General features: G+C 72.9%; 5 protein-coding genes and 3 pseudogenes. 1 reads left to right on the top strand and 7 read right to left on the bottom strand.

Annotation, left to right across the window (positions count from 1 at the left end; all coding sequences use genetic code 11):
- Positions 1 to 46 precede the first annotated feature (46 nt).
- From BM536_RS01365 to BM536_RS01330, 6 genes and pseudogenes are all read right to left on the bottom strand, one after another.
- Positions 47 to 448: pseudogene (locus BM536_RS01365) on the bottom strand (thiolase family protein); the annotation flags it as partial.
- 77 nt (positions 449 to 525) lie between these two features.
- The gene (locus BM536_RS01360; protein WP_094102384.1) at positions 526 to 1674 is read right to left on the bottom strand and encodes an acyl-CoA dehydrogenase family protein; all 1149 of its coding nucleotides are present in this window, start codon (positions 1672 to 1674) and stop codon (positions 526 to 528) included.
- Positions 1671 to 2694 (bottom strand): annotated as a pseudogene (locus BM536_RS01355) (LLM class F420-dependent oxidoreductase). Before BM536_RS01355 ends, BM536_RS01360 begins: the two are co-directional and overlap by 4 nt.
- Positions 2694 to 5285 (bottom strand): SDR family NAD(P)-dependent oxidoreductase, encoded by a 2592-nt coding sequence (locus BM536_RS01350; RefSeq protein WP_094102383.1) that lies wholly within the window; start codon positions 5283 to 5285, stop codon positions 2694 to 2696. The pseudogene BM536_RS01355 and the gene BM536_RS01350 overlap by 1 nt, the downstream one beginning before the upstream one ends.
- Before the next feature lie 295 nt (positions 5286 to 5580).
- A pseudogene (locus BM536_RS01345) lies at positions 5581 to 9036 on the bottom strand (beta-ketoacyl synthase N-terminal-like domain-containing protein); the annotation flags it as partial.
- 1753 nt (positions 9037 to 10789) lie between these two features.
- A complete protein-coding gene (locus BM536_RS01330) occupies positions 10790 to 11083 on the bottom strand; it encodes an IS5/IS1182 family transposase (RefSeq protein WP_073491541.1) in 294 nt (97 codons plus the stop codon).
- Positions 11084 to 11564: 481 nt separating this feature from the next.
- Between BM536_RS01330 and BM536_RS01325 the strand changes: the two genes are divergently transcribed.
- Positions 11565 to 13283, top strand: a complete 1719-nt coding sequence (locus tag BM536_RS01325; protein ID WP_073491540.1) for a VanW family protein — start codon at positions 11565 to 11567, stop codon at positions 13281 to 13283.
- Between the two features lie 358 nt (positions 13284 to 13641).
- On the opposite strand, the gene BM536_RS01320 is transcribed toward BM536_RS01325, so the two are convergent.
- Positions 13642 to 14253, bottom strand: a complete 612-nt coding sequence (locus BM536_RS01320; protein WP_094102381.1) for a TetR/AcrR family transcriptional regulator — start codon at positions 14251 to 14253, stop codon at positions 13642 to 13644.
- Between the last annotated feature and the right edge of the window lie 98 nt (positions 14254 to 14351).

Genomic DNA, 14351 nt, shown 5'->3' with positions numbered 1-14351 from the left:
TCGGACCAGGCTCCCCCCGGCGCTCGGAAGGTACGGACTCGGATCAGGCGCCGCCGTCACTGCCCATCGGCACCCGTGACATGGACTCCACCCCGCCCGCCAGGACCAGGTCCTCCCAGCCCGAACGGACTTTCATCGCCGCCATGTTGACGGCTTCGAGGCCGGACGCGCAGAAGCGGTTCTCCTGCACGCCGGCCACTGTTTCCGGCAGACCCGCCAGGAGGGCGGCGGTGCGGGCGATGTCCGCTCCCTGGTCGCCGAGCGGGCTGACCACGCCGAGCACCACGTCGTCGATCGCCGCCGGGTCGAGATCCGGGAAGCGGCGGAGGGTCTCGTGGATCAGGCCGACGACCAGGTCGACCGGCTTGGTGCCGTGCAGGGCCCCGCCTGCCTTGCCGCGACCGCGCGGGGTGCGGATCGCGTCGTACACGTACGCTTCGGTGGTCACCTTGGGTGCCTTCCATGTGGGGTCCGAGGACGCGCGCGAACGCGACACAGGTGTCATCGAGGGGAGTCGGCCGGCGCTCAGCCGAGCAGCGAGCGGCCGATGATCTCCTTCATGATTTCGGTGGTGCCGCCGTAGATGGTCTGGACACGGCTGTCGAGGAACGCACGGGCCACCGGGAACTCGCTCATGTAGCCGTAACCGCCGTGGAGTTGCAGACAGCGGTCGACGATCCGCTTCTGCAGTTCGGTCGCCCACCACTTGGTCATCGAGGCGTGCACGGCGTCGAGCCGGCCCTGGCTGTGCTCGGTGACGCAGCGGTCCAGGAACGTCCGGGTGACGGCGGTCTCGGTGGCCATCTCCGCGATCTCGAAGCGGATGTGCTGGAGCTTGGCCAGTGGCCGGCCGAACGCCTCGCGTTCCTTCACGTACCGCGTGGTGACGTCCAGGATCTCCTCGGCCGCGGCGGCGGCGCCGACCGCGATGGCCAGACGTTCCTGGGCGAGGTTGCCCATGAGGTAGGTGAAGGCCTGGTTCTCCTCGCCCAACAGGTTCTCCCTGGGGACGCGCACGTCGTCGAAGAACAACTCGGCGGTGTCCTGGGCCTTCTGGCCGATCTTGTCGAGGTTGCGGCCGCGTTCGAAGCCCCGCATGCCGCGCTCGACGACGAGCAGGCTCTGCCCGGCGCTGCCGCCCTCGGGGGTGGTGCGGGCGACCACGACGACGAGGTCGGCGAGGATGCCGTTGGAGATGAAGGTCTTCGCGCCGTTGAGCAGGTAGTGGTCGCCCTGGTCGGTGGCGGTGGTGCGGATGCCCCGCAGGTCGGAGCCGGTGCCGGGTTCCGTCATGGCGATGGCCGTGACGATGTCACCGGAGGTGAAACCGGGCAGCCAGCGGCGCTTCTGCTCGTCGTCGGCGAGCCTGGTCAGGTAGGGGCCGACGATGTCGTTGTGCAGGCTCAGGGCCAGTCCGGAGGCGCCGACACGGGCGAACTCCTCGATGAGGACGGCGCTGTAGCGGAAGTCGCCGGTCCCGCCGCCGCCGTACTCCTCGCCCACGGCCATGCCCAGCAGGCCCTGGCGGCCCGCCGAGCGCCACACCTCGCGGTCGACGACACCGTCCTTCTCCCAGCGTGGGTGGTGCGGGAGGACCTCCTTGGTGAGGAAGGCCCGCACCGTCTCGCGGAAGGCCTCGTGATCGGGGCCGTACAGGTCTCGTTCCAGGGTCACAGCCAACTCCTGACGTGCTCGATCAGCCGAGCGGGATCGGGGCCGACGGGCGTGACGTTGAGCATGGTCACGCCCGCTTCGCGCAAGACCTCGACGCGGTCGCGGACATGGCCCTCGGGGCCGGCCAGGCAGAGCCGCTCCAGCAGTTCGGCCGGTACGGCGGCCTCCGCGTCCTTCTTGCGGCCCGCGAGGTAGTGCTCCTGGATGGCGGCCGCGTCGGACTCGTAGCCGTAGGAGCAGATCAGGTCGTGGTAGAAGTTGCGGCCGGGCGCGCCCATGCCGCCGACGTAGAGGGCGACGGTGGGGCGCATCAGGTCCCGGACGCCTCGGCGTCGTCGCCGATGGCCAGCGGGCCGCCCGCCACGACCTGGAGCGGGCCGAGCGCCGGGTCGCGGGCGGCGGCGCCTCGGCCAGGGACCGGCCCCAGACCTCGGCGGCGTGCTCGGGGACGTAGAGGAACGGAAGCCAGCCGTCGGCGATCTCGGCGGTCATCCGGACGTTGGCCGGGCCGAGCGCCGCGACGTGGACGGGGATGGTGTGGCGGACCGGGTGGTTCAGCAGCTTCAACGGTTTGCCGAGGGTGCCTCCCTTCTCGGGCGGCAGGGGCAGGTCGGTGATGCCGTGGTGCTCGATCACCTCGCGCCGCCAGATCCGCCGGGACAGCTCGATCACCTCGCGGGTGCGGCCCAGCGGGCGGTCGTAGCGGCGGCCGTGCCAGCCCTCGACGACCTGGGGTCCGGAGGCGCCGATACCGAGGATCGCCCGGCCGCCGGTCAGGGCGTCGAGTCCGGCCGCGGTCTGGGCGAGCAGCGCGGGGGTGCGCGAGTAGACGTTGAGGATGGCCGAGCCGATCCGCATCCGCTCGGTCTTCGCGGCGAGGTATCCCATGATCGTCGGCGAGTCGAAGCCGTACGCCTCGGCCACCCAGACGGCGTCGAGGCCCGCGGACTCCAGAGCGGCGGCCCGGTCCGCGGCGGCGCGCGGGTCGCCGGTGTACGTCAGGGGTGTGGACAGTTCCATCAGCTCGGGTCCTTCAACAGTTCGGGCAGGTCCCAGTCGCGGGCCACATCGGGGGTGTGCGCGCCGGGGACGGCCGGGGGGAGCGAGTCGTCGCTGGGGTCGGGTCCCGGGAGAACTGGCATGGCCGGGGTGGCGGGAGTGGCAGGCGTGCCTGGCATGGCCGGAGTGGCAGGCATGGCGGGATTGGCGGGCATGGCGCGAGTGACGGGGGCACGGACCTCGGCAGGGCCGGCCGGTACTTGTGCCCCCGCTGAGACCTTGATGTCCGTCCGTGCGGGAGTGCTGACCGGGAGGCGGCTGTCCACGCCCGTCAGGTCGGCGATGATCAAATGGGCCGTGTCGACGGCACAGGCCGCGCGCAGCGCGCGCAACGCTTCGGCCGGGGCCAGGGGGACACCGCCGGCTCGCAGAAGCGAACCGTCCCCGACGGCGGCCGCGAGCCCGGTACGGGCCACGGGGCCGAAGTTCAGCGCCAGCCAGCGGCGCCCGGCGGCGCGTTCGGCCGCGGCGAAGGCGTCGAGAAAGGCGTTGGCCGCCGCGTAGTCGCCGAGCGCGCCCGCGGCGCCGGGAAGCACTGAGGCCACCGAGGAGAAGGCCACGCACAGCTTCGGGCGGTGCCCGTGGTGGTCCAGGGCCCGCGCCAGCAGCGGGGTGCCGTGCGCCTTGGCGGCCAGCGAACGGCTCGTGTCCTGCGGGCCGGTACCGCGCAACGACCCCGGCAGGACCACCCCGGCCGCGTGGAAGACGACATCCGGCGCGGGAGCCTCCGCGAAGAGGGCGTCGAGCTGCCGCTCGTCCGTCACGTCGGCCTGCCGGTAGTGCGCGTCGGCGCCGAACTCGGTGAGTTCCGCGAGCAGTCCGGCGGGCGGCTGCGCGGAGCGGCCGGTGAGGACGAGAGTGGGGCGGCCGCGTCCGGCGAGGTCCCGGGCCAGCGCCGCGCCGAGGCCTCCCGTGCCACCGGTGATGAGGTAGACGCCGTCCGCGGGCAGCGGACCGTCTCCGTCGGGCACGGCGGTGGCGGGCAGGGGTTCCACGCCCCGGAGCAGCCGGGTGCCGCGCCGCCAGGCGGTCACGTGGATGTCGCCGCCGTTGGCCCTCACCTCGGCGAGGACTGCGTCCAGCCGCTGCTCCCGCGTGTCGTGGGAGGACAGGTCGGCGCAGACCAGCCGAGTGCCCTCGGTCTCCTGCGGGAACGCCAGCGCGATCCCGGTGAGCAGCGCCTGCTCGGGGCGTGGCCGGGCCTCGCCATCGGCTCCGGTGCGGTGGGCGTCCTCCGTGAGCACCAGCAGGCGCCGTGCGCCGGCCCGGTCGAACTGCCGCACCGTGTGCCGGAAGTCGGTTAGCGCTGCTGATCCGTCGGTGCCCTCCGCCGCCCGCCGCGGAAGGTGCACGACCGTGTGGGCGGAGGTCGTGCCCGCGTGCGTCATCGGCACGCCGCGCTCGGCCAGCCGCGCGGACAGCTCCCGTACCGCCTCGGCATCGGGCCCGGTGACGAGGGTGACCGGGGCGGTTCCGGCGGGCGGGGTGAGCGGAACCGGCGTCCACGTGACCCGGTGCAGCAGCCGGGCGGCGTCTGGGCCGGGCCGGTAGGTGCGCCGCCGGAAGGGGTACGTGGGCAGCGGTACGCGACGTCCCGTCGACGTCAGCGCGGCGTGGTCGACGGCGACTCCGAGCGTCCACAGGCGGGCGACGGTGCGCAGCAGTCCTGCGCGCCCGCTGCCGTCCTCGCGATGTCCGGCGGGCAGGGCGGAGAGTACGGCGGTGGGGGCGCCGGGCAGGTCGGCGGTGGCCGTGCGCAGGGCGGCCGACAGGTCGGTGCCGGGCCCCATCTCGACGAAGGTGTCGTACCCGTCCTGCGCCAGCCGCCGGGCCGCTTCCCCGAACAGGACGGGGCGCAGGGCGTGTTCGCGCCAGTGGGCGGCGTCGGGGGCGGACGTCCAGTCGGCCGTCAGGGTGCTCAGCAGCGGTATCCGGCCGGTACCGCGCGGCAGATCGCGTGCGGCGTTGTGCACCGCCTCGGCGGCCGGCTCCATCAGCGGTGAGTGGAAACCGTGCGAGACCCGGAGTCCGCGCGCGGCCATGCCCCGCGCGGTGAGTTCCGCGACGGCGTCCTCCACCGCCCGTACTGTGCCGGACAGCACCAGACGGCCGGGTGCGTTGCGGGCCGCGACGGCCAGGGTGCCGCCCGAAGCGGCGATCAGCGCCTCCACGGCGTCGTCCGCGCCGAGCACCGCGGCCATCGCGCCGCGTTCGGTCAGCCCGGCGATCGCACGGCCGCGTGCGGCGGCGAAGCGCACCGTGTCGGACAACGGCAGCAGGCCCGCGGCGCAGGCCGCGGTCAGTTCCCCGACGCTGTGGCCGACGACCGCGTCCGGTACGACGCCCCAGGCACCCAGCTGGCGGGCCAGCGCCACGCCGAAGGCGACCAGGAGGGGTTGGGTGATCTCGGTGCGGCCCAGTTCGGCCGGATCGACGCCGGGATCGGTGCACCAGTGGACGAGGGTGCGGCCCCGCAAGGGGCCGAGCGCGGCGGACGCCTCGTCGAGGGTGTCCCGGAACACGGGTGCGGTGGCGTACAGCCGCGCCGCCATGCCCGGAAGCTGGGTCCCCTGTCCGGGGAAGAGGAAGGCGAGGCGGGGGCGGGTGGCGGACGGTTCCGGTGAACACGTCCGTGTCCGGGGGCGGACCGTCCGGCGCGGGGGTGGCGTGCGACGCGGGGGCGGCGTCCAACGCAGGGGCAGCGTCCAACGCGGAGTCGGTGTCCAACGCGGGGGCGGCGTCCACCACCCGGTCGACGGCGACGGCCAAGGCAGCGGCGAGAGCCGTCAACCGCGCGCGTATGTCGCCGTCGTCGTCGCAGACGAGGGCCAGCCGGTGCCGGTCGTCGTCCCGGGACGTCGCGGCGGTCAGGCACAGGTCGGCCGTGGCCATCCCGGGATGGGTGTCCAGGTGGGCCGACAGTTCGCGGACCAGGGCACCCAGCGCGGGCCGGGTGGTGGCGGAGAGCGCCAGCACATGAGGGCCGTCGTCCGGCCGGGGCCCGTGCGGGGGGCGCCCGGTGGCCTGCTGGAGGACGGCGTGCGCGTTGGTGCCGCCGAAGCCGAAAGCGTTGACGCCGGCGACCAGCGGGCCCCCCGAGGGCGGCGCCGGCCAGGCGACGAGCCGGTTGGGCACCTGGAACCCGGACGCGGTGACGAGCGCGGAGGGCGGGTCGGCGTGCAGCGAGGGCGGTACCTGTCCGTGGCGCAGCGCCAGCACGACCTTGACCAGGCCGGGCAGCGCGGCGGCGTTCAGAAGGTGGCCGACGTTGGTCTTGGCGGAGCCCAGCAGCCGGGGGCGTTCGCCGGGCAGCGGCGGGAAGGCGTGGGCGAGGGACTTCAGCTCGACGGGGTCGCCAAGAGCGGTGCCGGTGCCGTGCGCCTCGACGTACGTCACCTCGGCCGGGTCGACGCCCGCCGCGCTGTGGGCAGCGGTGATGACCTCGCGCTGGCGGGCCGGGTTGGGGGCCATCAGGCTCAGCGAGGCACCGTCGTTGTTGACGGCGGTGCCTCGCACCACGGCGAGCAGGTCGTCGCCGGAGCGCCGGGCATCCTCCTCCCGCCGCAGCACGAGCACCGCGCCGCCCTCGCCCGGTACGAACCCGTCGGCGTCGGCGGCGAACGCCCGGCTGCGGCCGGTCGGCGAGAGAGCCTGCGCGGCGTGCAGCATCCGGTGCGCGGTCGGGGTGAGATGCAGGTTGACGCCGCCGACGAGGGCGATGTCGCACTCGCCCGCCGTGAGACTGCGGCGGGCCAGGTGCAGGGCGGCCAGGGCGGAGGAACAGGCGGTGTCCACGGCCAGGGCCGGGCCGTCGAGGTCGAAGTGCCGGGCGATCCGTGCGGCGAGGAGGTTGGGGAGGTTCCCGGTCAGCGCCGAGGGCGGCAGGTCCGTGCCGCTGTCCCCGGCCGCGCGGTCCAGCAGTTCCCGGTAGCCGCTGTCCCCCGCCGTCGTGAAGACGCCGATGCGGTGGGCGCGGCGGCGCGGGCCGGCGTATCCCGCCCGTTCCAGCGCCTCGTGCGCCAGTTCCAGAAGAAGACGGGCCTGTGGATCGAGGGTGCGGGCCTCTTCCTCTGACATCCCGAAGCGTTCCGCGTCGAAGGCGTCCGGGTCCTTGAGGAAGGCGCCCCAGCGGGCCGCGGGAACCCGGTCGCCATCCCAGCGATGCGGCGGCACCGGGGTGACGAGGTCCCGCCCTTCGGCGAGCAGCCGCCAGTACGCCTCGGGCGTGTCGGAACCGGGGAACCGGCAGGCCAGAGCGACGACGGCGAGAGTCCCGCTGTCCTGCGGGACCGGGCCGCCGGAACGAGCGGTGCCGGGCGTGCCGTCCGGACCCCCTCGGTCCCCGGCGTCCGCACGGCTGTCCGCCTGTGCCAGGAGATGGTCGACGAGCCCGGCCAGCGTGTCGGCCCCGCCGCGCAGAGCCGCCGTCTCCAGCGGTGTGCCGAAGACGTCCTCCAGCGCGGCCAGCACCTCCATGGCCTTCAACGAGGTGCCGCCCAGCACGCGGAACGACGCGTGGGCGTCGATCCGCGTGCCGTCCATCCCCAGCACCTCGGCCCATGTCTCGCGCACCACCTGCTCGATGGCCGCCCTCGACCGCGGCACACCGGCGCCGGCCGCGGCACGCCGTCCGGTGGGAGCGGCCGGAGCGCCACCGCGACCGCGTAGGACGACGCGGGGGTACCGGCCCGACTCGAACCGGTCCCGCAGCACGTGGCGGCGCACCTTCCCGCTGGTGGTGCGCGGGAACTGGCCGGGCGGCAGGGCGACGACCCGTACGTCGTCGTGGAAGAGCGCCTCGCCCACCCGGGCGGCGACCCGTCGCAGCACCTCGTCGGCCGAGCGTGGCGGGCGGGCCCAGGAGACGAAGACCACCACGCGCTCACCTCCGCTGTCCGGATCCGTGGACCCCACGACCGCGGCCGTGCCGGGCGGCAGCCCTGGCGTGGCGGCGACGACGTCCTCCAGGTCGGCGGCGTGGTGCTTCAGCCCGTTCAGGAACAGCACGTCCTTGTACCGGCCGGTGACGCACAGGCGGCCGTCACGCAGGAAGCCCATGTCCCCGGTGCGCAGCCACCCCTCTGCGGTGAAGGCGGCGGAAGTGGCCTCGGGCAGACGGCAGTAGCCGCGGGCCGTCTGGGGACCCCGCACCTGGATGTGCCCCACGCGCCGGTCGCCGAGTTCACGCCCGGCGTCGTCGACGATCCGGACGGCACAGCCGGGCACGGGATGACCCAGGTCCATGAGTGCGACGGCGGAGTCGTCGGCGTCCGGAGCGTCCACCGCGCGTCCACGGCTGAACGCCGCGCGGTCCAGCGCCAGCGGTACGGCGATCTCGCCCGCCGGCGGAAACGTCACCGCGAGGGTCGCCTCGGCCAGGCCGTACACGGGCTGGAGAGCGTGCGGCGCCAGCCCGGCTGGCCGGGTGCGGCGGGCGAAGTCGCGCCAGACGGACGCGGAGATGGGTTCGGCGCCCACGACGACCCGCCGGACCCTGGTGAGGTCGAAACGGGCCATGTCCTCGTCGGACAGGCGCCGTGTCGCCAGCGCGAGAGCGAAGTTGGCGGCCGACAGGTGCGTGGCCCGGTGCGCGGTGGCCGTCTCGAACCAGATCCCGGGCCGCCGCGCGAACGTCAGCGGCCCGATCTTGACCTGCTTGGCTCGGGCGGCCAGGGGTGCGAGATGGGTGCCGATCAGGCCCATGTCGTGGAAGTACGGCATCCAGCTGACCACCACGTCGTCGGGGCCCAGGTCGGAGACGGCCACGATCTGACGCAGGTTGGCGGTCACCGCAGCGTGGGTGAGTTCGACGCCCTTGGGCACACCGGTGCTGCCCGAGGAGAACTGCACGATGGCCAGACCGTCGGGCTCGCACTCGGTGGGCCCACCCAGGTCGTCGCCGCCGCGCATCTCCTCCAGCCGCAGCACGGGCGCCCCGGGGGGCAGGTGCCGCACCATGTCCTCGCCCGCCGTGTCCACGAACACCGGCGGCCGGTCCAGGTGCTCCCAGACGGGCAGGACCCGGCGGACGTCCGCGGCGAGCGGCACCGGAACCAGGTCCGCGCATAGCAGGCCCCAGAACATCACCTGGAAGTCCTCGCTGCGGTCGGCGACCAGCGGAACGCGCGTGCCGGACCGGAGCCCGGCCGCGCGCAGCCCTCCGGCGACCCGCCGGGCGGCGGCCAGCAACTCCCGGTATGTCACCTCGACTTCGCTGCCGTCGCCGCGTACATGCGCGGTCACCTGGTCGGGCCGCTCACGGGCGGCGTCCCGCAGGACGTTCCACAGGGTGTTGTCGCTCATGGTCCGTTCTCGAAAATCGGGCCCTGGGCACGGGGGGCCATCCGCCCGTAGGCCGACGGAAGGAAGCCGTGTAGCAGCGCCTGGGGCGTTCTGCGGCACGAATCGTCGAGTCGTCGCCACGCGGCGCCGGTGCCAGTGTCAGTGATGGTGCCAGTGCCATTGATGGTGCAGGCGATGGTGACGGTGCAGGCGATGCAACCGCCGCGTGCGGACTCGTCGGCCGCCTCCACCCTACGCGATCAAGGCCGTTCACCCTGGGCAGGATCTGTCGTTGTCGTGCAGGGCCTGCTCATGGGAAGGACGGGGCGGACAGGATGTGCGGCAGGTCGAATGACAGCGGTCAAGCCACCGCCACCGCCGCCGCCGACGAGGACGAGGACGAGGACGAGGACGACGAGCAACGTGCCGGTGACACAGCCCGACAGGCCCCGCGGAAAGGCCACGCCGAGGGCCGTCTCCTCCGGCCGACCGAGGCTGCGCAACGGCGTGCGCCGGCGGAACCCTTCAACCGCCGCGCCGATACCGGGGGTGTAGCGCAGGAGGAACGCAGGTACCGGGAGCGCGGCGTCGACACTGATTCCGTCCGGGCCGAGGATGTCGGCCAGGGCCTCGGCGGCCTGACCGCGACGACCGCCATCTTCGTTGTCTCAAGGCCACGGCGTCCCCGGTGTGGCGGGAGCGGTGTCGGTGCTGGCTGGCCTGGGCGAGGAATGGATATGGACCCCGGCCGCGTGCATGAGCACCGGTGGCAGTGCGCTGAGCGCTCCGCCGTCACGCGCCAGGCGCACCGCGCGCGTCGCCAGCACGTCCCACGCGTGCAGGTCCCACGCGGAGTGGGTGAAGGGCCTCCAAGGCGACCGCGGGCAAGGGGACCGCGGCCTGGGGCAGCCAGCGCATCGTGGCATCCCGGGTGTGTGCAGTTCCTCGTGCGCGACGAGCGTCCCGCCCGGGCCCGTAGGAGAGTAAGAACCATGAACCGTCACCGACGCCCGCCCCGACGGACTCCGTGGATCGCGGGCGGCGCCCTCATCCTCGCCCTTGGCGGTGTCGGCGTATGGGCCTTGGTGACGCAGGACGGCGACACGCCTCGTCCGAAGCCTTCGTCCTCGACCGACGTGTCCCTGCCGACGCTGAACCCCGTGCCGACCTGGACGCCCAAGCCGCAGGCGCCGAGCACGCCACCGCCGACAGCGTCAGAGCCGCGCTCAACCGGGTCGGCGTCCGCCGGCTCACGCTCGCCCGCGCCGACAGGGTCGGACCGTACCCGTCCGGCCGGACCGTCCGAGGAGCGGTCGGCACCGGCGGACGGAACCGGGCAGCCGCAGCCGTCCGGACACCGACCGACGGCCCACCGGACGACGGCGAGAGCAACGGCAACAGCGGACGCGTCCGCCGGCCGGACGCGGGAAGCGACCCCGACGCACACTCGGACCGCGGCGCCCCGTCCCTTGGACCGGCCCCCGCGGCCCGTGACGACACCGGCACCGGTACGGCCGCCGAGGCCGTCGACTCCCGCACCGTCTCCCTCCGCAACGACTGCCCCGCCCGAGCCGGTGACGCCGGCACCGACGCACGGCGGCTTCGAGCCGGCAACAACCACGTGGTACACGTCCGCGACGGCAGTGGGCGCCGCTCGTCGGATGGCCGTGGCGGGTGTGGTCGGTGACCCAGCGTGCTCCATGGCGGCCGCGGGGCGGCCGGACCCGAGCCTGGTTCCGCAAGGCGGCCGTATCGACATCGGCCGCTATGGCCGTTACTGGTGCCTGATCTGGTAGACGAGGCAGTCCGCGAGGCCGAGGAAGTCTTCGTGGATGTCGTCGCGTCCCTCCCTGCGGATGCGCAGGCGGCGGAAACCGTGGAGCCGGGAGACGGTGCGTTCGACGACCCGGCGGGAGATACCCGGGCCGGTACCGTGCGGCTGGCCGCGTTCGTCGATCGCCGGCCCGATGCCGCGACCGCGCAGGAGTCGGCGGTACTTGTCGTGGTCGTGGCCACGGTCCGGGAAGAGCATGTCGGGCAGGGCCAGGAGCTGGGTGACGTCGCCCACGGTTGCCGCCGGCCAGGGACATTCCCCGCGGGATGCCGTGGTCGGTGGTGACGATGTGGTGCTTGCTGCCCGGCCGTGCACGGTCGGCCGGGCCGGGTTCTCTTTTGGGCCGCGGCAAGCGGACCGGACACGGGAGGATTCGATCGCCCCGCGACCGGCCGAGCTGGTCCTGCGACCGCAACTGCTTCGGCAGGAGCTCGTGCAGTCGGCCCCGGACGTCGGCCTCTTCCGGGCGGCCTGGCGCCGCCAGCGGTCACACCCGAGCCGAAGCCCAGCTCCTGGAAGAGGTACTCCCACCGGGGGATGTCGGCGCTGAGCACGCCGGGTGCCGTTGCGCTCACCTTTGAGGCCGTTGATCCAAAACTCCCAGTGTGATCCGGGATATACGCTTTGGCGCCCGGTTGCGCGTAACCTGACCGACTGCTCTCGCCCACAGTGCCGCGGCATCGGGTACACGTTGTATCGATCGTTCAGGAGACCTATGCGTCCCCGAGTACCCTCCACCACTTGCATAGCCTCTCTCCCGCCCGTCGCCCTGGCGGGCGGTGCGTTGACCGTCGGCATAGGTGGCCTGTATCTCGCCGCGCTGCTGCTCACCGGCGGTGAGATCGAGGCGGGTACGACGGTGCGAGGCGTGGACATCGGGGGCTTGACCCGCGAGGAGGCCGCCCGAAAGTTGGAGAAGCACCTGGTGGCGGCCGGCCCGCGGAAGCTGGCCGTGCGGGTCGGCGACCGCAGCGGCGCGATCGATCCGCGGCAGGCGGGGCTCACCTTTGACATCCGGGAGACCCTTGACCGGGCGGCGTCCACCGGCGCCGATCCGGTCAGCGTGATCGGTGGGCTGTTCCGCTCGGGCGGTGACCTCGAGCCGACGGTGCGGATCGACGGGGACAAGGCCCGTGCCGCCGTCGGGAAGCTGGCGGAGGCTCTCGATGAGGAGGTCCGCGACGGCACCGTCTCCTTCGCCGAAGGCCGTGTCGAGCAGACCGCCCCGCGCACCGGATACGCGTTGGACGTGGACGCCGCGATCGACGCCCTGCGCGCCCCCTTCCTGCACGGCGCGGCTGACTCGATCACGGTGCTGCCCGTACGCGAGACGAAGCCGAAAGTCACGGTGGAGGAGATGCGACGGGCGGTGCGCGAGTTCGCGGAGCCCGCGATGTCGGCACCGGTCACGCTCACCGCGGGCGGCAAGCGGTTCACGATCACCCCGGCGGTGCTGGGCAAGTACCTGACGATGAGGCCGGACGACGCCGGCAGACTCATCCCAAAACTCGACGGCAAGGGCCTGCGCGCCGCCCCCGCAGTGACCGGCGCCCTGAACGGCCTCCCCAAGACACCCCGGAACGCCCGGTTGGGGCTCGAGGGCGACAAGGTCGTGGTGGCCGCCGACGCCAGGCCCGGCACAGAGGTAACCGACAAGGCCCTGAGCAAGGCTGTCCTGCCCCTGCTCACCAAGTCGGACGCCGCCCGCACCGGCAAGGTGACCACGCGGCTGATCCAGCCGGAGGTCACCCGCGAGAACGCGGCACGTCTGGGGCTGACCGAGAAGATGTCTTCCTTCACCGTCAACTTCGAACCGGCCGCCTACCGCACGACGAACGTCGGCCGGGCCGTGGAGCTCATCAACGGCTCCGTCGTCATGCCGAACGAGACCTGGAGCTTCAACCGGACCGTCGGCGAGCGCACCAAGGCGAACGGCTTCGTCGAAGGCATCATGATCCTCGACGACCAGTACACCAAGGCGCCCGGCGGCGGTGTCTCCGCGGTGGCCACGACCGTCTTCAACGCGATGTTCTTCGCCGGCGTCAAGCCCGTCGAGTACGGCGCCCATTCCTTCTACATCGAGCGCTACCCCGAGGGCCGCGAGGCGACGGTCGCCTGGGGCAGCCTCGATCTGAGGTTCGCCAACGACTCCGGCAAGGCCGTCTACATCCAGGCCGAGTCCACCGACACCTCGGTGACCGTCACCTTCCTCGGCACGAAGAAGTACGACGAGATCACGTCCGTCAAGGGGCCGCGCACCAACGTGCAGCAACCGGCGAAGAGGGTGGGCACCGCTGACAAGTGCGTCCCGCAGACCCCACTTGAGGGCTTCGACGTCACCGTCGAGCGGGTCTTCAGCAACAACGGCCGGGAAGTGAAGCGGGAGCCGCTCCGCACGCGCTACACCCCGCGTGACGAGATCACCTGCGAGTAAGGAGCGAGCAAGCGTCAGCCCTGAGCCGGCAGCCGCCTCCCAGCGTTCCCGGGGACTCCGCACCGGTTCCCGGGGACTCCACACCGCAGGCATCTTCCCTTGGTCCGGTCGATGATCCAACGAGACCGCCTGGGCGTCTCAAGGGCCCGGCGGATTCTCGGCTCGGCGGGTTCTCAGCGCGGCGGATTCTCGGCTCGGCGGGTTCTCAGCGCGGCGGGTTCTCAGCGCGGCGGGTTCTCAGCGCTCGGCCGGCCTCCTGGGCCCGAAAATTTCGGCGTCCGGCGGGTCTCAGGTTCTGGGCGGCCTTCCAGCCTCCTACGGTCCCGTCGCCGCGGCGGAAACGAGTGCCCGGCACGTCTCAGGGACTCGGCGCGGTCAGGTACCGCTGGATCGTCGGTGCCAGCCATGCCACGATCTCCGCCCGCGCCAGCCCCACCGCCGGCGGCATCCGCAGCACATACCGCGTGAGCGCCAACCCCAGTAGCTGCGACGCCATGAGTGCCGCCCGTGCCGGAACCTGCTCGGGGTCGGGGCACACCCGCTGGGCGACCGGCAGCAGCTGGTCCCGCAGGATGCCCTGCATGCGCTCCGCCCCGGCCTGGTTGGTCACGCCGACGCGCAGCAGGGCGGTGAGGACCTCGTTGTTCTCCCACATGTCGAGGAAGTGCTCGACGAGGATCCGGCCCGCGTCCTGCCGGCGGTCCGCCCCGCTGACGTCCGGCAGCCGCAGGTCGATGGCGACGGCCGCCGCGAAGAGGCCCTCCTTGTTGCGGTAGTACCGCATCACCATCGACGGATCGATGTTCGCGTCCTTGGCGATGGCGCGGATGGTTGCTCGCTCGTAGCCGTCGGTCGCGAAGCGCTCGCGGGCCGCCGCGAGGATCGCGCCGCGGGTGGCGTCGGAGCGGCGGGGGGCGGCGGATCCGGGAACCGGGGAGGTGCTGTCACTGGTGCTGTCACTGGCGTTCACGCCAACAAGCGTAGGCCAACGTCCGTGGGTCAACAAACGTTTGCCAACGCATGTTGACATTCACCTTGGCGCCTCGCTATCGTCGTCAACGAGCGTTG

This window comes from Streptomyces phaeoluteigriseus (assembly GCF_001896135.2).
Classification (GTDB): domain Bacteria; phylum Actinomycetota; class Actinomycetes; order Streptomycetales; family Streptomycetaceae; genus Streptomyces; species Streptomyces phaeoluteigriseus.
This window is presented reverse-complemented; position numbering and strand designations above follow the sequence as displayed.